Origin of the sequence: Curtobacterium sp. SP.BCp (genome assembly GCF_051903255.1) — a bacterium.
Lineage (GTDB): Bacteria > Actinomycetota > Actinomycetes > Actinomycetales > Microbacteriaceae > Curtobacterium.
This window is the reverse complement of sequence record NZ_CP194338.1, coordinates 1,861,512-1,881,012: the sequence shown is the minus strand read 5'-3', so window position 1 is coordinate 1,881,012 and position 19,501 is coordinate 1,861,512. Positions and strand designations below refer to the sequence as shown.

The window sequence follows — 19,501 nt, the reverse complement described above, 5'->3', positions numbered from 1 at the left end:
GCTACTCGCCCTCGTCCTCGTCGAGCTCGGCCTGGACGTCCGCGGGGATGTCGAAGTTCGAGTAGACGTTCTGCACGTCGTCCGAGTCCTCGAGCGCGTCGATCAGCCGGAACACCTTGCGGGCGGTCTCGGCGTCGACCGGGACCTTGAGCCCCGGGACGAACTCGGCGTCGGCCGAGTCGTAGTCGATGCCGGCGTCCTGCAGGGCCGTGCGGGCCGCGACGAGGTCGGTCGCCTCGGTGATGACCTCGAAGCCGCCGCCCTGGTCGATGACGTCCTCGACACCGGCGTCGAGCACGGCACCCATCACGGTGTCCTCGTCGAGGCCATCGGTCTTCGTGACCGAGATGACGCCCTTGCGGGAGAAGTTGTACGCGACGCTGCCCGGGTCGGCCATGGTGCCACCGTTGCGCGACATCGCCGTCCGGACCTCGGCCGCGGCACGGTTCTTGTTGTCCGTGAGGCACTCGATCAGCATCGCGACGCCGTTCGGGCCGTAACCCTCGTACATGATCGTCGTGTACTCGATCGACTCACCGGTGAGACCGGCACCGCGCTTGATGGCGCGGTCGATGTTGTCGTTCGGCACCGAGGTCTTCTTCGCCTTCTGCACGGCGTCGACCAGGGTCGGGTTCCCCGACAGGTCGGCGCCGCCCATCTTCGCGGCGACCTCGATGTTCTTGATGAGCTTGGCGAACGACTTGGCACGGCGCTGGTCGATGACCGCCTTCTTGTGCTTGGTCGTTGCCCACTTGGAATGCCCGGACACGGTGCTCCTTGCGTCTTGCGGAAGATCCTGGTCAGTCTACCGAGCCGGGAGGCACGGTGTCGGTCCGGCGCGCTGGTCCTGTGGACAGCGCGTGGCCGGTCGAGGGAACCGCCAGGGTGGTCGGGTCAGGCACTGGTCGGGTCAGGCACTGGTTGCATCAAGCACTGTGGACGAGGTCGAGGAAGCGCCGGTGGAACCGGTCCTCCCCCGCGACCTCGGGGTGGAACGCGCTGGCGATCACGTTGCCCTGCTGCACGGCGACGACCTGGCCGTCCGGGAGCGCCCCGAGGACCTCGACCCCCGGCCCGTGCTCCTCGACCACGGGTGCGCGGATGAACACGGCGTGCACCGGGGCCTCACCGAGCTCTGGCATCGGGATGTCGATCTCGAACGAGTCGTTCTGGCTCCCGAAGGCGTTCCGCCGCACGGTCGTGTCGAGCACGTCGAGGGTCTGCTGCCCCGGGATGCCCGCGGCGATGCGCGACGAGAGCATGATCATGCCCGCGCAGGTCCCGTACGTGGGGAGACCACCGCGGATGGCGGCGGCCAGCGGCTCCGCGACACCGAACGCACGCGAGAGCTTGTCCATGACGCTCGACTCGCCGCCGGGGACGACCACGCCGTCGAGCGACGCGATCTCCTCCGGACGGCGGAGCGGCACGACGTCGGCGCCGAGTTCGGTCAGCGACGCGATGTGCTCGCGGAAGTCGCCCTGGAGCGCGAGGACGCCGATGCGCGGGTGCGCGGTCGGACTACCAGCCACGCTCGGCCAGGCGGTGCGGCGCGGGGACGTCGGCGACGTTGATGCCCACCATGGCCTCACCGAGCCCGCGGGAGACCTCGGCGATGACCTTCGGGTCGTCGTGGAAGGTCGTGGCCTTGACGATCGCGGCCGCGCGCTTGGCCGGGTCGCCCGACTTGAAGATTCCGGAGCCGACGAAGACGCCGTCCGCGCCGAGCTGCATCATCATCGCGGCATCGGCCGGGGTGGCCACGCCACCCGCGGTGAAGAGCACCACGGGGAGCTTGCCGGTCTGCGCGACCTCCTTGACGACGTCGAACGGCGCCTGGAGCTCCTTCGCGGCGACGTAGAGCTCGTCCTCCTTGAGGTGCCGGAGGGCAGCGATCTCCTTGTTGATCGTGCGGATGTGCTTGGTGGCCTCGGACACGTCGCCGGTGCCGGCCTCGCCCTTGGAGCGGATCATGGCCGCGCCCTCGGTGATGCGACGGAGGGCCTCACCGAGATTGGTCGCACCGCAGACGAAGGGCGTGGTGAAGTTCCACTTGTCGATGTGGTTGACGTAGTCGGCGGGCGAGAGCACCTCGGACTCGTCGATGTAGTCGACGCCGAGCTCCTGCAGCACCTGCGCCTCGACGAAGTGTCCGATGCGGGCCTTCGCCATGACGGGGATCGACACCGCGGCGATGATCTCCTCGATCATGGACGGGTCGGACATGCGGGCGACGCCGCCCTGTGCCCGGATGTCGGCGGGGACGCGCTCGAGCGCCATGACGGCGGTGGCGCCGGCTTCCTCGGCGATGCGGGCCTGCTCGGCGTCGACGACGTCCATGATGACGCCGCCCTTGAGCATCTCCGCGAGGCCGCGCTTGACGCGGTCGGAGCCGGTGATCGAGGTGCCGGGGGTGCTCGGGGTGCTGCTGCTGTCGCTCATGATGCCGACAGTCTAGTGCTCCGCGGACCACCCTTCCGCGACGAGTCGGCGGGTCTCGCCGAGCAGCTGCGACATCGACTTCGTGCGCGCGATGATCGGGAAGAAGTTCGAGTCGGACTGCCACCGAGGGACGATGTGCTGGTGGAGGTGCCCGGCCACACCGGCCCCCGCGACCTCGCCCTGGTTCATGCCGATGTTGAAGCCGTCGCAGTGCGAGACCGCACGCAGGACACGCATGGCCGTCTGCGTCAGCTCCCCCATCTCGCGGAGCTCGTCCGCCGTGGCCTCGTCGTACAGCGGCACGTGCCGGTAGGGGCACACGAGCAGGTGGCCGTTGTTGTACGGGAACAGGTTGAGCAGCACGTAGGCGTGCTCCCCGCGGGCGACGATGAGGGCGTCCTCGTCGGACTTGCCGGGTGCCTCGCAGAACGGGCAGTCGTCCTCGTGGCCGCGGCCCCGACCCTCGCGCCCGGCGTCGATGTACGCCATCCGGTGCGGGTTCCAGAGGCGCTGGAAGGCGTCCGGCACCGCGGCGCCGGTCGCGGCGTCGCGGATCACCAGCGGGTCGTCTCCGGAACCCTTGCCGGGGACCCCGGACCCGGCCACGTCGGCGACGTGACCGGTTCCGGGGACGTGCTCGGTGCCTCCCGGCCGCTCCTGGTCCATCAGACCTGCGCGCGGTCGCGGATCGCGGTCAGGATGCGGTCGACCGCCTCGTCAACCGGCACGGCGTTGTCCTGCCGACCATCGCGGAAGCGGAACGACACGGCTCCGGCGTCGCGGTCGTCGCCGCCCGCGATGAGCTGGAACGGCACCTTCGCCTTGGTGTGCGTGCGGATCTTCTTCTGCATGCGGTCGTCGGAGTGGTCGACCTCGGCGCGGACGCCGTGCGAGCGGAGCTTCGAGATGACCTCGTCGAGGTAGTCGCCGTACTCCGCCGCGACCGGGATCCCGACGACCTGCACCGGGGACAGCCACGCCGGGAACGCGCCGGCGTAGTGCTCGGTGAGGACGCCGAAGAACCGCTCGATCGAACCGAAGAGGGCACGGTGGATCATCACCGGGCGCTGGCGGGATCCGTCGGGCGCGGTGTACTCGAGCTCGAACCGTTCCGGCAGGTTGAAGTCGAGCTGGACGGTCGACATCTGCCAGGTGCGGCCGATGGCGTCCCGCGCCTGCACGGAGATCTTCGGGCCGTAGAACGCCGCGCCGGCGGGGTCGGGGACGAGCTCGAGCCCGGACTCCTCGGCGACCTCGCGCAGGGTGTTCGTCGCGACCTCCCACACCTCGTCGTCGCCGACGTACTTCTCCGGGTCCTTCGTGGAGAGTTCGAGGTAGAAGTCGTCGAGGCCGTAGTCGCGCAGGAGCGAGAGCACGAACTCGAGGGTCGTGGTGAGCTCCTCCTTCATCTTCTCCTGCGTGGTGAAGATGTGGGCGTCGTCCTGGGTCATGCCCCGGACGCGGGTGAGGCCGTGGATCACGCCGGACTTCTCGTTGCGGTACACGGTGCCGAACTCGAACATCCGGAGCGGCAGGTCGCGGTAGGAGCGGGCCTGCGAGCGGTACGCGAGGATGTGCATCGGGCAGTTCATCGGCTTGAGGTAGTAGTCCGCGCCCTGACGGGTGACGTTGCCGTCCTCGTCGCGTGCCTCGTCCATGTGCATGGCCGGGAACATGCCGTCCTTGTACCAGCCGAGGTGACCCGACTGCTCGAACAGGTCGCCCTTGGTGATGTGCGGCGTGTAGACGAACGAGTAGCCCTCTTGCTCGTGCCGGCGACGCGAGTAGTCCTCCATCTCGCGGCGGATGATGCCGCCCTTCGGGTGGAAGATCGCGAGGCCGGAACCGATCTCGTCCGGGAACGAGAAGAGGTCGAGCTCGGCACCGAGCTTGCGGTGGTCGCGCTTGGCGGCTTCCTCGAGCCGGACCAGGTACGCCTTCAGCTGGTCCTTGTCGGGCCACGCGGTGCCGTACACACGCTGCAGCTGCGGGTTCTTCTCCGAGCCGCGCCAGTACGCCGCCGCGACGCGCATGAGCTTGGACGCGTTGCCGATCCACCGGGTGTGCGGCACGTGCGGACCGCGGCAGAGGTCCTGCCACACGACCTCGCCGGTCTTCGGGTCGACGTTCTCGTACACCGTGAGCTCGCCGGCACCGACCTCGACGCTCTCGCCCGAGTCACCGGTGTCCGCGGCGCCCTTGAGGCCGATGAGCTCCTGCTTGTAGGGCTCCCCCGCCATGCGATCACGGGCTTCCTCGTCGGTCACGACGACGCGACGGAAGCACTGGGCCTGCCGGATGATCCGGTCCATGCCCTTCTCGATCGCCTTGAGGTCCTCCGGCGTGAAGGGGTCGGCGACGTCGAAGTCGTAGTAGTAGCCGTCGGTGACGGGCGGTCCGATGCCGAGCTTCGCGTCGGGGTTGATCTGCTGCACGGCCTGCGCGAGCACGTGCGCGGCGGAGTGGCGGAGGATGTCGAGGCCGTCCTGCTCGTCGAGGGTGACGGGCTCGACGAGGTCACCCTCGTGCACCTCGGCGTCGAGGTCCTTCAGCACCCCGGCGACACGGATCGCGACCACGCCGCGGACTCCGTCGAACAGCTCCGTGCCGGTCGTGGTCGTCGTCGCGGTGCGGGGCTCGGGTGCCTGGGGAAGGTCTGCGGGCTCGGCGCCGTCGGCGGGCGCTGCGACTGACTCGGTCACGATCGTGGTGCTCCTCGATTGGTTCAGGGGTGCGTCAAGACTAGTGCGCCGCGACCGCGGCGCGGCCCGCCTGTGGGGCGTGCCCGGGGCGCGTGCGGGTGTGCAGGAACGGCCTGGAGGCGCGGTGCGGTTCCGTCAGGCCGGGACGGTGCCGAGCGTGGTCACCGGGACACGAGCCTCGACGCGCTCGCGGCCCGCGAGGCCGTCGAGCTCCAGCAGCGCGGCGAAGCCGATGGCCTCGTAGCCGGCGCGCTCCAGGAGCGTGATCGTCGCGGCCGCGGTGCCGCCGGTCGCGAGGACGTCGTCGACGACGAGCACGCGGGTGCCCTGCGGCAGCTGACCGGGGCGCAGCTCGAGCTCGGCCTCGCCGTACTCGAGTGCGTACTGCTCGCTGAGCACCTCGCCCGGGAGCTTCCCGGCCTTGCGGACGGTCAGGACGCCGACCTGGTGCTGCGCGGCGATGCCCCCGGCGAGGGCGAAGCCACGGGCCTCGATGCCGGCGACGGCCTGGAAGCCCTCGCCCACGGCGAACGGTGCCGCGAGGGCCTCGCACACCCGGCCGAACGCCACCGGGTCCGAGAACACGGGTGTGACGTCGCGGAACAGGATCCCCGGCTTCGGGAAGTCCGGCACGATCGCGGTGAGTCGGTCGACGAGGGCAGCTGCGGTTTCGGTCACCGCACAACGGTACGGCAGTGGCGGCGGTCGGCCGGACCTCCCAGCGCCCCGCCCGGGAGGCCGGGGCGCTGGAAGGTCAGCACGTCGCTCAGCGCCAGAGCTGCATGGCACCGCTCTGCAGCAGCAACCGCAGCTGGCTGTCGCGCTGCTCACGCTCGATCCGCTGGCGGGTCTCGAAGTCGACCGACACCCGGACGGGCGTGGTGCGCCGACTCCACAGGATCAGCCAGAGGCCGACCCGGAGGGCGATGCGGTCGGGCAGCGAGACCCGACGGCGCACCGCACGGGTATCGGGAGGACGGGTGGAGGTCTTCGTGGACATGGTGGTGGATCCCCTACTGGATGGTCGCCCGGACGTCTTCCGGGCGCGACGGAACGACCCGGTGTGCGGGCCGGACAAAATGACGGATGAATGCGCGACGAACCACCGCATCGGCGCCGGGCGCGATGTCGGAAGAATGCGTCGGAATGCATTCAGGAATGCGTGGCGATGGCGAGAGCGTCCGGTCGGCCACCGTCGTCGACCGACGCGTCCCCCGGGCCGCCCCACCCGGACCGCTCACAGCGGTACGGGTGACGGGCGTCACGGGCAGCGACCGCGAGCGGGAGGCTCGGCAGCGCTGTCAGCGCGGGCGTGCGGAGAGGCGGACGCTTCCGGTCAGCGGACCCGGACAGGGGTGCCGAAGAGTCCGGTGATGCCACGGAACGGCGCGGTGCCGGTGAACGGCACGGTGCCGGTGAACGGCGTCGCGCGGTGCGTCGTGATGGTGATGATCATCATGGTCTCGCCCCCTCTCGGTCTCGTGCTGAACGGTGCTCGTGAACACTATCCACACCGGGAATGTCCGCGCAAGCATTTCCATGAAAATGCTCCGGAATTGTTCGCCGACAACGACAGAACGGCCCGGTGTCGTGCAGACACCGGGCCGTTCAGGCGACCGGGAGAGCGGGATCAGACCTCGGCGGGCTGGGCCGCGGTCACGGTGAGCACACCGTCCGCCACGTCCACGCGGACCGTGTCCCCGCTCCGGACCGTCTCGGCCACCACGAGGGTCGCGATCCGGTCGTCGACCTCGCGCTGGATCAGCCGACGGAGCGGGCGGGCGCCGTACTCGGGCTCGTAGCCGTGCTCGGCGAGCCAGGCGACGGCCTCGTCGGAGACCGACAGGGTCATGCCCTGGCCGAGCAGCCGGAGCGCGGTGTCCTCCAGCAGGAGCGCCACGATCGACGAGATCTGTGACGACGTCAGCTTCCGGAACAGCACGATCTCGTCGATGCGGTTGATGAACTCCGGCCGCATCGCTTCACGGAGCTTGCCCATCACCCGGGCACGCAGGTCGTCCTCCGCGAAGCCCTCCGCGGCCCCGACCGCCGAGAACCCGAGGGCGCCGGAGCGCGACGCGAGGAACTCGGACCCGATGTTCGACGTCATGATCACGACCGTGTTCCGGAAGTCGACCGTGCGACCCTGGCCGTCGGTCAGTCGGCCGTCGTCGAGCACCTGCAGCAGCAGGTTGAAGACGTCCGGGTGGGCCTTCTCGACCTCGTCGAGCAGGATCACCGAGTACGGGTTCCGACGGACGCGCTCGGTGAGCTGCCCGGCCTCGTCGTAGCCGACGTACCCGGGAGGGGCACCGACCAACCGCGAGACCGTGTGCCGCTCGCCGAACTCGCTCATGTCGAAGCGGAGCATGGCCGACTCGTCGCCGAACAACGAGGACGCGAGCGCCTTCGCGAGTTCGGTCTTGCCGACGCCGGTCGGTCCGAGGAACAGGAAGCTGCCCACCGGTCGGCGGGGGTCGCCCATGCCGGTCCGACTGCGCCGCACTGCGCGGGCGATCGCCTGCACGGCGTCGTCCTGACCGACGACGCGCTCGTGCAGCTCGTCCTCGAGGACGGCCAGGCGGGAGCGGTCGCCCTGGCTCAGGCGTGTCGCCGGGATGCCGGTGGCGCGGGAGACCACGCTGGCGATGTCGGCCTCCGTGATCTGCCGGTCACCCGGTTCCGGACTGGTGGGCCCAGGTCGCCGGTCCCGCGGCGACGCGTCAGCGGCGTCGCGGCCGTGCCGGTGGGGAGCGCGGCTCGCGCCCGCCTCCGAGGCGGCGGTGATCCGGGCCTCCAGGCCGTCGATCTGGTCGCGCAGGCGCGACGCCTCCTCGTAGTGCTCCTCCGCCACGGCAGCGTCCTTGGACGCGCTGAGCGCGGCGATCTCGACGCGCAGCGTCTCCACGTCCACGTCGCCGGACAGCGCGAGCCGACGGCGGGCACCGGCCTGGTCGACGAGGTCGATGGCCTTGTCGGGCAGGTGGCGGTCCGTCACGTAGCGGTGCGAGAGCTCGACGGCCGCGCGGAGCGCCTCGGGCGTGTAGGTCACGTCGTGGTGCTCCTCGTAGCGGGGCGCGAGGCCCGTGAGGATCGCGACGGCGTCCTCGACGCTCGGCTCCCCCACGGTCACCGGCTGGAAGCGACGCTCGAGCGCGGCGTCCTTCTCGATGCGGCGGTACTCGTTCAGGGTCGTCGCGCCGACCATGTGCAGGTCGCCGCGGGCGAGGCGCGGCTTGAGGATGTTGCCGGCGTCCATCGAACCGCCCTCGCCGCCACCGCCGGCGCCCACGAGCGTGTGCAGCTCGTCGACGAAGACGATGAGCTCCTCCGCGTGCTCGGCGATCTCGTCCACGACCTTCGTGAGGCGCTCCTCGAAGTCGCCGCGGTACCGGGCACCGGCGAGCATGCCGGGCAGGTCGATCGCGACGACGCGCTTGCCCTGCAGGAGCGCCGGGACGTCACCGTCCACGATGCGCTGCGCGAGCCCCTCGACGATCGCGGTCTTGCCGACGCCGGGTTCGCCGATCAGGACGGGGTTGTTCTTCGTGCGGCGGAGCAGGATCTCGACCGTCTGCTCGATCTCGTCCGCCCGACCGATGACCGGGTCGATGCGTCCGTCGCGGGCACGGGCCGTGAGGTCGGTGCCGTACTGGTCGAGGGTCGGCGTGGAGCTCTGCTCGGTGCTTCCGCTGTCCGTCGTCGTGCCGGGCACCGTGCGTCCCGCCCGTGCCGCAGCCGACGCCTCCGCCGCGTACTCCTGCATCACCTGCGGGGTGACGCCGGCGCTCGCGAGGAGCTGTCCGGTCACGGTGTCCTGGTCCATGACGAGCGCGAAGAAGACGTGCTCCGGGTCCGTGTAGGTGCTGCCGAAGCCCTTGGCGGCCTGGGTCGCCTCGAGCAGGATGCGCTGGGCGGTGCCGGTCAGTGCCGGGCGACCCTCGGTCAGTGCGTCGTCGTCGGACGGTGCGGGCAGCCGCTGCTCGACCTCGTCGGCGAGGCGCTCCGGGTCGGCGCCGGCCCGGCGGACGACCGCAGTGAACGGATCGGTCCGGACGAGGACGTGCAGCAGGTGCAGTGCGTCGATCTCGTGCTGGCCCTGCTCGGTCGCGTACTCGGCGGTGCGCTGGAGCAGCTGGTGGGTGCGACAGCTGAGCAGTCGCGTGATGTCGACGGGGCGTCCGAACGGGACCGGCCGCTGCTGACCGGCCTGCTGCGCCGCGATGAGCCGTGCGAGGAACTCGTCGAACGAGTCGCTGCCGGCGGGACCGAACGTCTCTGGCAAGGGTGCCTCCTGGTTGGACTTGAGTGCCTTCGACTCAATGCAACGCAGCGGCGGGCGGCCCATTCCCGGTCCGGGGAGAAACTTGCGGCGACTCGGCTCAAGTCGATGTCGACCCAGGTCGGTGCCGACTCAGGTCGCTGCCGACTCAGGTCCGGGCGATGGGCTTCGCGATCGCGTCCGTGACCCGCACGAGGTCGGCGGGGGTGAGCTCGATGTCGAAGCCCCGGCGTCCACCGGACACGAAGATGCTGTCGTACGCCAGCGCCGACTCGTCGAGCACGGTCCGGAGTGCGGTCTTCTGCCCGACGGGGCTGATGCCGCCGACCACGTAGCCGGTGCGCTTCTCGGCGAGTGCCGGGTCGGCCAGCGTGGCCTTCTTGCCGCCGACGGCCGCGGCGATCGCCTTGAGGTCGAGGCGGTTCGCGACCGGCACGATGGCCACGGCGAGGGCGCCGTCCACCGACACCACCAGGGTCTTGAACACCTGCTCCTCACGGAGCCCGAGGGCGGCGGCCGCCTCTTCCCCGAAGTTCGTGGCGGTCTCGTGGTGCTCGTACACGTGCGGCGTGTACGGCACGCCCGCGCGGTCCAGTGCGACCGTCGCGGGGGTGCTCGGCGATGCAGCGGTCATGCCGCGATCATGCCGCTCCCCGGACGCCGGACCGGGGCGGCGCGCGGACGCTACGCTGAACGCACCATGGTCGTCGTCGAGTTCTTGCTGCGCCTCGTCGCCGTGCTCGGCGCGGGGGCACCGGTGGCGACGGGGGCGGGCGACCTGCTCCCCGCGGTCGTCGTCACGGCACTCGGCAGTGCCGCGGTCGTCGCAGTCGTGGTCCTCACCGCGGTCGTCGCCGGCGTGCTCGCCACGCCTGCGCCCAGCACTGTGGTCGACCACGCCGCGTGGGCCGTGCTCCGGACGGACATCGCTTCGTCGCACCCGGACGCGGACGGTCACGCGCGACCGAGGGCACCCGGGGTCGTCGCACCGGTCTGACCGCGTCGGTGGTCGGACCGCTCCGCGACCCCTCCACCTCGACCGATCGGACCCCCATGGACCTCTCCACCCTGCCCGTCGTCGGCACGCTCCTGCACGCCGGCGCCGACCTGCTCGCCGCCCTCACGGGCTGCTTCCAACCCTTCGCCGGGTCGTTCGCCGCGGCGCTCGCGGTGGTCGCCCTCACCCTCGCCGTCCGCGTGCTGCTCGTGCCGTTGTCCGTCCTGCAGGTGCGAGCCGAGCGGGATCGACGCCGCCTCGCGCCGCAGCTCGCCGGACTCCGTCGCCGGTACGGACGGGACCGCGAGCGACTCCAGCGCGCCGTCCAGGAGCTCTACACCGCCGAACGGGTGTCGCCGCTCGCCGGGTGCCTGCCGGTGCTCGCGCAGGCCCCGGTGGTGTCGCTCCTGTACACCCTGTTCACACACGCGACGATCGGGGGCGTGGCGAACACGCTGCTCGAGGCGACGTTCGTCGGCGTGCCGCTGGCGCACTCGCTCGTGGTCACGCTCGCCTCACCGCTCTGGGCACACGCCTGGGTCGTGCTCGTCCTGCTCGCCGTCCTCGCGCTCGTGGTGGAGGCGACCCGGCGCGCGAACCGCCGGTGGAACCCCGTGGAGCCCACGGACCCCAGCGTCCCCGGTGCCGCCGTCGCGGCGTCCGTCGGGCGGGTGGCGCCGTTCGTCACGGTGGTGTTCGCCGCGGTCGCGCCCCTCGCCGCGGCGCTGTACGTCGTCACGAGTGCCGCGTGGGCACTCGGAGAGCGCGCGGTGCTCCGACGGGCGCTGGAGCGCGCCGCCGGCTAGCCGCCCTGGCCCTCCTGCTGCGGGCCCTGGTCGGCGGGGTCGTACTCGGTGCCGCGGCCCTGTTCCTCGTCGGCGGTCGGCACGTGGCGTTCGGTGCCGGTCCCGCCCGGGCTCGTCGCGACGTAGTCGGCCTCGCCGGACTGGGTGTCGTGGCTGAGCGGCTCGAGGGTCTCGTCGTCGGCCGGGCGGGGCTGGTCGTTCGCGGAGCTGGTCATCGCTCCTGGGTACTCCTCGCGCACTGGGTGAACACGGTCGCCGTCCGAGTGCGACCATGGGGCGGGCAGCAGGACCCGGAACGGGAGTACGCATGGCCGACGACGACCTGGCGAAGGAGCGAGCGCGACTCGAAGCCGTGGCATGGGGTGCCGACTCGACACCCGTGGAGGCCGCCCGCGCACGCATCGCGCTCCAGGACCTCGCCGCGGGCCGGCGGCCACGGCGGCCGTCGTCCGCCGAAACGCCCGCGGAGCGCGGGGGCGGGCGCCTCGCCGAGGCGGGAGCGCCTGCGGGGCACGGCGCCGGCGGCGTCCCGACTGCACCTGCCGCCCCGGTCGGCGACGTGCTCGCCGACGACCGACATGACGACGCCGGCCCCGCGCCGGCGGCTCCTGCAGCGCCCGACGCTGACCCAGGATCGACCACCCTCGGAGCGACCGCCCCTGGAGCGACCGCCTCGGGAGCGACCGCCTCGGGAGCGACCGCCTCGGGAGCGACCGCCTCGGGAGTGACCGGAGTGCCGGCGACCGTGGCGTCGGCCGACCCCGAGGCGGCGGCGACGACGGATGACGGAGGCGGGGCGAGCCTCCAGGCAGGGTGGCGCCGCCGCGTCCACGACCTGCTGTGGACCCGCCGCCCCCGCGTGTGGATCGCGCTCGGCGCGGCCGCCGCCGTCGGAGTGGCGTTCGCGGCCGGAACGGTCGTCGGGACGGCGCGGCCGTCGATGCCCGCGGCGCCGAGCATCACGCCGACGGCGGGCACCGTGACGCTGGAGCAGTTGCTCGACGTGCCGCAGACCTACGCGGACCAGCTCCCGGGCCCCGTCGACGCGCCGGTGAGCCTGCACAGCACCCGGCTGATCTTCACGAACCGGGCCCTCGACGGCGGCGACCTGGAGACGCCGTGGAACGTCTGGGCGGGGGTCGGAACCGACCGTTCGACCATCTGCCTCGTCGCGACGGCCGACCGGATCGAGTCGTCGACGGCCTGCTACCCGCGGGAGGACGCGCTGCACGGCTCGGTGTCCCTGTCCGCGCAGTCCAGGAGCGGGACGCTGACCCTCTGGCTGCGCGGTGGCGGGGTGCAGGGCACGGTCACCGACTCGTACTGAGCACCGCCCGCTGAGCGCCGCTCGCGCTACGCGGTCGGCTCGCCGGAGCGGTGGGTGCGGACCGCGCCGGTGACGACGGCGACCGACCCCGTGAGGGTCTGGATCGCCCGGCTGATCGTCGGGACCGACGTCGTGACGACGGCGAGGGACGACGTGATGGCCTCGATCGAGGAGGTCGACAGGTGCTCCTGCGCGTGCGAGTGCACCGGGAAGCCCTTGCGTGCCGCGACGACGACCCCGAGCGAGGCGAGCAGGACCGCGCCGCCGGCGAACGGCATCCACTGCAGTCCGACCACGCCGAGGGCCTGGCCACCGAGCGCCGCTCCCCCGGCGATGCCGATGTTCGACGCGCCGTTGACGAGGGCGCCGGCGATGTCGGGCGACACACCCCCGGTCCGGATCGCGGCCGCCATGAACAGGGTGCCGGTCGTGCCGTTCGCCGCCATCCAGACACCGGCGACCGCCATGGTGCCGACGAGCGACCCGTGCACGAACGGCAGCACGGCGAACGCGGCGGCCATCACGGCGACCGCGACGATGAGGGTCTGGCGGGGCGCACGGTCGACGAAGAGCCCGGCGATCCAGAGCCCGACGACCCCGGTGGCCCCGAGGACGAGCAGGGCACCGGAGACGAGGTGCGCGTCGAGCCCGGCGTCGATCGCGTACGGGCCGATGTACGTGTAGACGACGTAGTGCCCTGCGAACAGCAGCAGGTCCGCGACGACGACCGAGAGCAGACCGGTGCGCGCCCAGGCACGCGGCGAGCCGATGTGCGGCGACGACGCACCGCGGACGGCCGGGAGGAACGCCAGCGCGACACCGGCGAGCACGGCCGACGCCACGGCGACCGAACCGACGGCCGGACGCCAGCCGATGGTCTGTGCGACCCAGGTGGCGATCGGCACGCCCAGCACGAAGCCGAGCGAGCTGCCCGAGTACACGAACGCGATCGCGCGGCCCGCGAGGCGCGGCGGCACGATGCGGGTGGCGTACGCCGACGCCACCGAGAAGAACAGCGCGTGGGCGACGCCGCCGACGACCCGGCCCGCGCACACCACGGCGAAGGACGGCGCGAGCGCCACCATGAGGTTCGACACCGCGTAGCCGACGAGCGTCGCGACGAGCACGGTCTTCCGGGGCAGCCGGGCGGTGAAGGACGTCAGCGGCAGCGCGAGCAGGGCCACGGCTGCGGCGTAGACGGTGACGACCACACCCATCGTGGACTCGGAGACGCCGAGGTCACGGCTCATGGTGCCGAGCAGACCGACCGGCATGAGTTCGGTGGTGATGGCGAAGAACGTCGCGAGCCCGAGCACGGCGATGCCGACGATCGAGCCCGTCGTGACGGTGATCGGCCGCGTGTGTGCCGGCACGGCCGAGGTTCGGGTGGTGGTGGTGGACACGGGGCTGACCTCCTCGCTGGGGACGTCCGAGCGCGCGGCGAACGACGTCCGGGACGACGAGGAGCTGCGCGCTCGAGCTGTGGATGGTGTTGTGGGTACGACTCCACGGCGAGTGCGCTCCTCCAGTGTTGCACGATGCACTCGAGCTGCGCGAGGGGCTACCACTGAGAACTTCCTCGGAGCGCTCCAACGGCGTCGGTCCGGGGTTTGTTCCCGGAACGACGAACGGGGTGGGACCGAGCGGTCCCACCTCGTTGCGCGACAGGTGTCAGTCGTGCAGGTGCGTCCGGCGACGGTGCCGCACGGAGCGGTACGTCAACAGGCCCGCACCGAGGAGCACGAGCACGCCGGCGGCGACCAGCCCCGGGCCGAGGTCCGCACCCGTGTAGGCGAGGGCGCCCGACGTCGGACCGGAGCCCGTCGCGGCGACCGGTGCGGTCGTCGGGGCGGCACTCGCGGTGGGCGTCGCCGTCGGGGTGGGGCTCGGGGTCGCGGCGGCAGCGACGACGAGGTCGACGACGGTCACCACGGCGCCCGCGTCGGGGCCGGAGGTGAAGTCCACCGTGGCGGTGCTCCCGGAGACCGTGACCGTGTAGTCGGTCGCGGGGTTCAGCCCCTGGAGGGTGTACCGGCCGTCGGTGCCCGTGGTCGCGGTCACCGGTGCACCGGAGTCGGGCTCGACCGGCGTGGCCGTGACGGTGCGGCCGGCGACGGGCGCGTTGTTCGTGTCGACCACGCGGCCGTTGGCGCTGGTGACGACGGCCTCCGGAGCAGGCGGCATGACGAACGCGAAGTCGCGGGTCTGGGCCGGGCCACCGCCCACCAGTGTCACCGCGGTGCTCGTCGTCGTGCCCGTCGCACCCGGTGCCGGGAGCGCCGAGCGCACCGTGTACGTGCCGTCCACGGTCGTGAACGAGTACCCGCCGTCGGCATCGGTGACCGTCGTGGCGACCACCGTGCCGGCACCGTCGAGGAGGTCGACCGTGACGCCCGCCTGGGGAGTGCCGTCGAGCCGGACCACACCGCTGACCGTGCTCACCGCGTCGGTCTCGATCGGCCGGGGCCGGGTCGGTGCCGCCGGAGCTGCCCCGCCCGTCGTGACCTGCACCGGGTCGGCGCCGTCCACAGCGACGGTGACCGCCGTGTTCGGCGTCAGGCCGGAAGCGGTGTAGTAGCCCTCGTCGTTGGTGACGGTCGTGGTCGTCGTGTTCGCGGTGGGGTCGGTGATGACCACCGGGACGTCGGCCGCGGGGTCGCCGTTCGTGTCGACGACCTGGCCGATGATCGACGTCGTGCCCGCGGGCGACGTGAACGCGAAGGGCACGACCCGGTCCTCGCCCCCGGGGACCCCGTTCAGCGAGACACCCGTCACGGTGGCTGCTCCGGTGGCTCCGGGCGGCGGCGTGATGGACACTTCGTAGTCGTTGATGACCGGCAGCGCCGGGAACTCGTACGTGCCGTCGGCCCTCGTCGTGGTCGTGTAGACAGTGCCGCGCGGTGCCGTCACCGTGACGGTGGCACCGGGGATCGGCGTGCCGTCGAGCGTGGCGGTCCCGGAGATCGCCGCGGTGCGGTTCGCGAACCACGTCTGGTAGACGGGGAAGCCGCTGCGACGCTCGAACGTGAGCGTGAGGCTCGTGAGCGGGACGGTGGGCGTGAACCACGCGGTGGCGCCCGAGGTGTCGACGGAGCCAGCGTTGCCGGTGAGCGTCAGCGACGCCCCGTCCCAGCTCGGGACGTCCCGTCCGGTGGTGCCGTCCGGGTCGGCCGGGCAGGACCACCCACCGGCGGTGGAGGCCGAGCAGGAGTTGTACACGCCGGAGAAGCCGAGGTCGGCCGCGGTCGCGGTTCCCCCGCCCTGGGTCGTCGCTGCGATCGTCACCCGGTCGGCGTCGACGTCACCGAGGACGAACGACCAACTGCTGGCTCCGGGCGTCGGCGTCGCGAAGGTGTACGTCGTGACCGACGGCTGGCCGGCGGCATCGGCGAGCGGCCGCTGGTTCAGGTAGGTGTTCCCACGGCTCGAGCCGTAGGCCGCACCGGGACCGGTGTTCGGCCCCTGCCAGGTCGAGTTGCCGCTGATCACGGTCGCCTGACGGGCGTTCGACTCGAAGGTGGTCGCCGGGAACCCCGGCAGGGTCATGGTGCCGGAGTAGTCCCGGGCCTGGCCGGCGAGGGTGAACGTCCCCCAGTGCCCGGCCGGGTCAGCGGAGGCCGACGACGCGCCGACGAGCGCGAGTCCCCCTCCGAGTGCGAGGGCGGTCAGTGCCGCCGTGACGGTGCGCAAGCGCCGCATCGTGCTCCCCTGCTCGTGCTGTCCTGGTCCCTGCACCAGACGTCGCGATCTCGACGTTCGCTCAGGCTATCCAGCGAGCGCGGACTCCGTCCGAATCGCAACGTGCCCGTTACGCGGGTCGGACCGCACGGACGAGGGCGTCGAGGGCCGCCACCTGTCCGAGGACGAGCAGATCCCGGGCCTCGTCGACGGGCACCCAGCGCGCGGCGTCGACCTCCGGCACCTCCACGAACCGACCGGACCCGCGCGGGAGCTCGAGCCGCACCGTGTTGCTCACGACCTCGGCGACCTCGAAGTGCGGCGCGTGCAGGGCGAACACCCGCACGACCTTGGCGGACTGCCGGTGCTCCCCGAGGTCGACGACGTCGCCGTCGGGAGCGGCGGACCCGATCTCCTCGGCGAACTCCCGCCGCGCCGTCGCGAGCGGGTCCTCGCCCGGCTCGACCTCGCCCTTCGGGATGGACCAGGACCGCGGGCGACGCTGCCAGAACGGCCCGCCCATGTGCGCGACGAAGACCTCCGTGCCGGTCGGCCCAGCGCGGTGGAGGAGGAGTCCGGCACTCGTACGCACGCCCCGAGGCTACGCAGCGCGCGGCACACGTGTCGGTGCGGTCACGCAGTGTGCGGCGATCCGCCCGGGAGGCACGGTGCCAGCCCGCCTCGTCCCTCCCGTCCGGCCCGGTGTGCGCCCGCGACCGGTGGCGCGGCACCTCGGAGGAACCGCAGGGAGCGTGCAGCCGGCGCTGCACACGCGGGAGTACGCTCCGCGGCCAAGGAGCGCCGACAGACGCCCCGACACCGGCACGAGGAGGTCGATCGGGATGGACGAACGGTGGTCGACGGTGACGTTGGCAGCGGACGCGGCGAAGCCCCACGAGCAGGCGCTGCGGTGGGTCGCCGGCAGGTCGGGGACCGGCATCGAACGGGTCCGGGTGATCGGCGTCGACCCGGCGCAGGAGGGCCGTGTCGGCGCGGACGGCAAGCGGGTCGCCGATGCGCTCGCCGACGCCGCGCGAACGGCTCTGCCCGGCGTCGAGGTCGTGGTCGACCGGCACGCGGGGTCGTTCGTGAACGCGCTCGTGACGGCGTCCGACGAGGGTGACCTCCTGGTGGTCGGGTCGTGGCGGAGCCGCCGCGGGACGACGGTGGGGTCAGGGCCAGCCCGGGTGGCGGAGCGCGCCCCGGTACCGACGGTCGTCGTGCCGGACGGGCCGCACCCGATCGACGGTGACGTCGTCCTCGCGGTCGAGGAGCCGCTCGACGAACGGGCGGTCGCGATCGCGGTCGACGAAGCGGAGCGGCGGCACCGGCGACTGACCGTGCTCCGGGCGTGGGAGATGCCCGTCCTCACCCGGACCGGCCTCACCGACTTCGCCGAGGACCCGATGCGCTGGCGCGCGCGGAACGCCGATTTGCTCGACCGGGTGACAGCCGAGCTGCGGCGGCGGTACCCGCACCTGCGGATCCACCCGCTGCTGGTCGAGGGACACCCCGGTCACGCGATCGCGGCGCACTCGCGCACGGCGTCGCTCGTCGTGCTCGGGCAGGGCCACGTCCACGCCCTCTCCGGTTCGGTCCTGCACGACGTGCTCCGCGAGGCGGTGTCGCCGGTGTGCGTCGTCCCACCGACCGCGCACGCCGCCGCCGAGGAGCGCGAAGCGACCGCGTGACCCGGGCCGGGCCGTCGGTCAGCCGGCGAGGTCCTGCACGGCCGACGCGACCCGGTCCGTCAGGTAGGCGACACCGCGCTCGTTCGGGTGCAGGGCTCCCGGCTCGAGGTCGATGCGCTGCAGGTTGCTCGCGCCGTCGAGCGACACCCCGGAGACGTAGGGCCGCTTCGTCGCGCAGGCAGACCGCGCCTGGGTGTCCGCGAACACGTCGACGAACCGGACCCCGGCGGCACGGGCGGCCTCGGCGGACACGTCGTCGAGTTGCTCCTGGACGCCGTGCAGGTACACGACGTCGGTGTCGGTGAACGGGTACGTGTCGGTCGGGAACGAGCCCGCGAGCGTCCCGAGGTCCACCGCCGCACGGAAGCAGCCCTTCGCCGGCGTGTGCTCCGCGTCGGGGAAGATCGCCGGGTAGCCCAGGAACACGATGACGGCGTTCGGCGCAGCCTCCTGCACGCGGGCGAGCGTGTCCGCGATGCCGAGCGCGACCCGGGAGGCGATCTTCGTGCCGAGCTGGTCCTCGCCGTCCCGGACGAGGGTGCTCTCGCACGACGGGGCATCGCGTCCGGAGAACACCGGCCCCTTCGCGCTGAGCGCCAGGCACGACGCGGCCGTGCCGAAGAGGTCGGCGTCGTTGCCGCCGATGGTCAGTGTGACGAGCCGCGTCGACGCGGACAGTGCACGGATCTGCGGCGGGACACCCTTGAACTGGAAGCCCGAGGTGACGTCGTCGCTCGTCGCGCCGCCGCACGTGACGTCGGTGAGCTGCAGCCCGAAGCGCTGCGCGATGCGGTGCGGGTAGTCGCGGGCGGACTGCCCGCAGGCGTTCGTCGGCAGGTGACTCGGGTCGTCGAGCCCGTACCCGGCCGAGTACGAGTCCCCCAGTGCCACGTACTCGCTACCCGGCGGGACGTCGGCGAGTCGCTCGGGCGGGTCCGACGACACCGGGAACGGCTGCGGCTGCGGCCACGACGGCGCGGCCTCGGCGGCCGACGGCCCCGGCGCTCCCGGCACCACGCCGGTCGTCACGAGGACGCAGACCGCAGCGACCAAGGCCAGGACGGCGGCGGACACCGGGCGGACCGAGCGGGACAGGGGGACCTCCGGCGGACGGGACGGACGAGGACGGGCGGACGGAGCGCCCAGGCTAGCGGCTCGTCCTCGGCGTCACCCGCAGTGTGCCCCTCAGCGCCGCCCGAGTCGTCGCTCGCCGTTGCTGCCCGTCTGGTAGGTCAGCCCGTAGTGCTCGTACAGGCCCGGCTCGACCGCGGCGTCGAGCTCACCGTCCGTCGCGATCGACGGCGCGTCCTTCACGAGCTTCTTCGGGAACGCGACGACGAGGTGCTTCGGGGCGACGAGCGCACCGGTGAGCGGGACGAACACGAGCTTCTGGAAGCCGACGAGCCCCGTGGTCACGGCACCGAACGCCGGGTCGGACGTCGCCGTGTCGTAGTAGATGCTCTCGAGCGTCCCGATCTTCTCGTCGGACTGGTCCACGACCGGCAGGCCGATCCAGTCCCGGATGTTCGCGGCTTCGAACACGGTCGTTCCCTCCCGGCGGCCGGACCCTCCGGCT

Annotated in this window: 20 protein-coding genes; 4 read left to right on the top strand and 16 right to left on the bottom strand. The window is 72.2% G+C overall.

From position 1 onward, the window contains the following. Position 1 precedes the first annotated feature (1 nt). From ACRQ4C_RS09075 to ybaK, 10 genes are all read right to left on the bottom strand, one after another. The gene (locus ACRQ4C_RS09075; protein WP_290131753.1) at positions 2 to 769 is read right to left on the bottom strand and encodes a YebC/PmpR family DNA-binding transcriptional regulator; all 768 of its coding nucleotides are present in this window, start codon (positions 767 to 769) and stop codon (positions 2 to 4) included. Between the two features lie 157 nt (positions 770 to 926). Continuing rightward, the gene (gene pdxT / locus ACRQ4C_RS09070; RefSeq protein ID WP_439688453.1) at positions 927 to 1,532 is read right to left on the bottom strand and encodes a pyridoxal 5'-phosphate synthase glutaminase subunit PdxT; all 606 of its coding nucleotides are present in this window, start codon (positions 1,530 to 1,532) and stop codon (positions 927 to 929) included. Continuing rightward, positions 1,522 to 2,442, bottom strand: a complete 921-nt coding sequence (gene pdxS, locus ACRQ4C_RS09065) for a pyridoxal 5'-phosphate synthase lyase subunit PdxS (RefSeq protein ID WP_175350594.1) — start codon at positions 2,440 to 2,442, stop codon at positions 1,522 to 1,524. The genes pdxT and pdxS overlap by 11 nt, the downstream gene beginning before the upstream one ends. 12 nt (positions 2,443 to 2,454) lie before the next feature. After that, on the bottom strand, positions 2,455 to 3,108 hold the full coding sequence (locus tag ACRQ4C_RS09060; protein WP_439688452.1) for an HIT family protein: 654 nt from the start codon (positions 3,106 to 3,108) through the stop codon (positions 2,455 to 2,457). Beyond that, a complete protein-coding gene (gene thrS, locus ACRQ4C_RS09055; protein ID WP_439688451.1) occupies positions 3,108 to 5,144 on the bottom strand; it encodes a threonine--tRNA ligase in 2,037 nt (678 codons plus the stop codon). Before thrS ends, ACRQ4C_RS09060 begins: the two co-directional genes overlap by 1 nt. A 135-nt stretch (positions 5,145 to 5,279) precedes the next feature. Beyond that, positions 5,280 to 5,822 carry an adenine phosphoribosyltransferase gene (locus ACRQ4C_RS09050; RefSeq protein WP_439688450.1) on the bottom strand — a complete coding sequence of 181 codons (543 nt, stop codon included), beginning with the start codon at positions 5,820 to 5,822 and terminating at the stop codon, positions 5,280 to 5,282. 88 nt (positions 5,823 to 5,910) lie between these two features. Further along, positions 5,911 to 6,144 carry a hypothetical protein gene (locus ACRQ4C_RS09045; RefSeq protein ID WP_290131757.1) on the bottom strand — a complete coding sequence of 78 codons (234 nt, stop codon included), beginning with the start codon at positions 6,142 to 6,144 and terminating at the stop codon, positions 5,911 to 5,913. Positions 6,145 to 6,480: 336 nt separating this feature from the next. Beyond that, positions 6,481 to 6,603: a hypothetical protein gene (locus ACRQ4C_RS09040; RefSeq protein ID WP_439688449.1), complete on the bottom strand. Its 123-nt coding sequence runs from the start codon at positions 6,601 to 6,603 to the stop codon at positions 6,481 to 6,483. A 171-nt stretch (positions 6,604 to 6,774) separates the two neighbouring features. Beyond that, positions 6,775 to 9,429, bottom strand: coding sequence for an ATP-dependent Clp protease ATP-binding subunit (locus tag ACRQ4C_RS09035; protein ID WP_439688448.1), 2,655 nt, complete (start codon positions 9,427 to 9,429; stop codon positions 6,775 to 6,777). Positions 9,430 to 9,574: 145 nt separating this feature from the next. Next, positions 9,575 to 10,060, bottom strand: a complete 486-nt coding sequence (ybaK, locus tag ACRQ4C_RS09030; protein WP_290131760.1) for a Cys-tRNA(Pro) deacylase — start codon at positions 10,058 to 10,060, stop codon at positions 9,575 to 9,577. Between the two features lie 66 nt (positions 10,061 to 10,126). Between ybaK and ACRQ4C_RS09025 the strand changes: the two genes are divergently transcribed. Together ACRQ4C_RS09025 and yidC are read left to right on the top strand one after the other, a co-directional pair. Next, entirely contained in the window at positions 10,127 to 10,423 is a 297-nt protein-coding gene (locus ACRQ4C_RS09025) for a DUF6412 domain-containing protein (RefSeq protein WP_439688447.1), read from the top strand. Between the two features lie 56 nt (positions 10,424 to 10,479). After that, positions 10,480 to 11,229, top strand: a complete 750-nt coding sequence (yidC, locus tag ACRQ4C_RS09020; RefSeq protein ID WP_439688446.1) for a membrane protein insertase YidC — start codon at positions 10,480 to 10,482, stop codon at positions 11,227 to 11,229. Here yidC and ACRQ4C_RS09015 read toward each other — a convergent pair. Then, complete coding sequence (locus ACRQ4C_RS09015) at positions 11,226 to 11,444, bottom strand: hypothetical protein (protein ID WP_439688445.1); 219 nt, start codon at positions 11,442 to 11,444, stop codon at positions 11,226 to 11,228. The two genes, yidC and ACRQ4C_RS09015, sit on opposite strands and share 4 nt — an antisense overlap. 92 nt (positions 11,445 to 11,536) lie before the next feature. On the opposite strand from ACRQ4C_RS09015, the gene ACRQ4C_RS09010 reads away from it, so the two are divergent. Beyond that, positions 11,537 to 12,556 carry a hypothetical protein gene (locus ACRQ4C_RS09010; RefSeq protein ID WP_439688444.1) on the top strand — a complete coding sequence of 340 codons (1,020 nt, stop codon included), beginning with the start codon at positions 11,537 to 11,539 and terminating at the stop codon, positions 12,554 to 12,556. Between the two features lie 26 nt (positions 12,557 to 12,582). On the opposite strand, the gene ACRQ4C_RS09005 is transcribed toward ACRQ4C_RS09010, so the two are convergent. The 3 genes from ACRQ4C_RS09005 to ACRQ4C_RS08995 form a co-directional block, all read right to left on the bottom strand. Further along, complete coding sequence (locus ACRQ4C_RS09005) at positions 12,583 to 13,959, bottom strand: MFS transporter (RefSeq protein WP_400414083.1); 1,377 nt, start codon at positions 13,957 to 13,959, stop codon at positions 12,583 to 12,585. A 268-nt stretch (positions 13,960 to 14,227) separates the two neighbouring features. Next, positions 14,228 to 16,246 carry a carboxypeptidase regulatory-like domain-containing protein gene (locus tag ACRQ4C_RS09000; protein WP_439688443.1) on the bottom strand — a complete coding sequence of 673 codons (2,019 nt, stop codon included), beginning with the start codon at positions 16,244 to 16,246 and terminating at the stop codon, positions 14,228 to 14,230. Between the two features lie 118 nt (positions 16,247 to 16,364). After that, positions 16,365 to 16,826, bottom strand: a complete 462-nt coding sequence (locus tag ACRQ4C_RS08995) for an NUDIX domain-containing protein (RefSeq protein ID WP_290131767.1) — start codon at positions 16,824 to 16,826, stop codon at positions 16,365 to 16,367. Between the two features lie 250 nt (positions 16,827 to 17,076). Here ACRQ4C_RS08995 and ACRQ4C_RS08990 point away from each other — a divergent pair, with 250 nt between their 5' ends. Continuing rightward, positions 17,077 to 17,925, top strand: a complete 849-nt coding sequence (locus ACRQ4C_RS08990; RefSeq protein ID WP_439688442.1) for a universal stress protein — start codon at positions 17,077 to 17,079, stop codon at positions 17,923 to 17,925. 18 nt (positions 17,926 to 17,943) lie between these two features. Here ACRQ4C_RS08990 and ACRQ4C_RS08985 read toward each other — a convergent pair whose 3' ends face one another. Both ACRQ4C_RS08985 and ACRQ4C_RS08980 read right to left on the bottom strand, forming a co-directional pair. Next, positions 17,944 to 18,999 (bottom strand): SGNH/GDSL hydrolase family protein, encoded by a 1,056-nt coding sequence (locus ACRQ4C_RS08985; RefSeq protein ID WP_439688441.1) that lies wholly within the window; start codon positions 18,997 to 18,999, stop codon positions 17,944 to 17,946. A gap of 111 nt (positions 19,000 to 19,110) precedes the next feature. Further along, on the bottom strand, positions 19,111 to 19,467 hold the full coding sequence (locus ACRQ4C_RS08980; protein ID WP_290131770.1) for a PRC-barrel domain-containing protein: 357 nt from the start codon (positions 19,465 to 19,467) through the stop codon (positions 19,111 to 19,113). Between the last annotated feature and the right edge of the window lie 34 nt (positions 19,468 to 19,501).

Coding starts and splice junctions, on each gene's coding strand:
- ACRQ4C_RS09010 (WP_439688444.1), top strand. CDS start 11,537: ATGGCCGACGACGACCTGGCGAAGGAGCGAGCGCGACTCGAAGCCGTG.
- ACRQ4C_RS09045 (WP_290131757.1), bottom strand. CDS start 6,144: ATGTCCACGAAGACCTCCACCCGTCCTCCCGATACCCGTGCGGTGCGC.
- pdxS (WP_175350594.1), bottom strand. CDS start 2,442: ATGAGCGACAGCAGCAGCACCCCGAGCACCCCCGGCACCTCGATCACC.
- ACRQ4C_RS08990 (WP_439688442.1), top strand. CDS start 17,077: ATGGACGAACGGTGGTCGACGGTGACGTTGGCAGCGGACGCGGCGAAG.
- ACRQ4C_RS09040 (WP_439688449.1), bottom strand. CDS start 6,603: ATGATGATCATCACCATCACGACGCACCGCGCGACGCCGTTCACCGGC.
- yidC (WP_439688446.1), top strand. CDS start 10,480: ATGGACCTCTCCACCCTGCCCGTCGTCGGCACGCTCCTGCACGCCGGC.
- ybaK (WP_290131760.1), bottom strand. CDS start 10,060: ATGACCGCTGCATCGCCGAGCACCCCCGCGACGGTCGCACTGGACCGC.
- ACRQ4C_RS09015 (WP_439688445.1), bottom strand. CDS start 11,444: ATGACCAGCTCCGCGAACGACCAGCCCCGCCCGGCCGACGACGAGACC.
- ACRQ4C_RS09025 (WP_439688447.1), top strand. CDS start 10,127: ATGGTCGTCGTCGAGTTCTTGCTGCGCCTCGTCGCCGTGCTCGGCGCG.
- ACRQ4C_RS09060 (WP_439688452.1), bottom strand. CDS start 3,108: ATGGACCAGGAGCGGCCGGGAGGCACCGAGCACGTCCCCGGAACCGGT.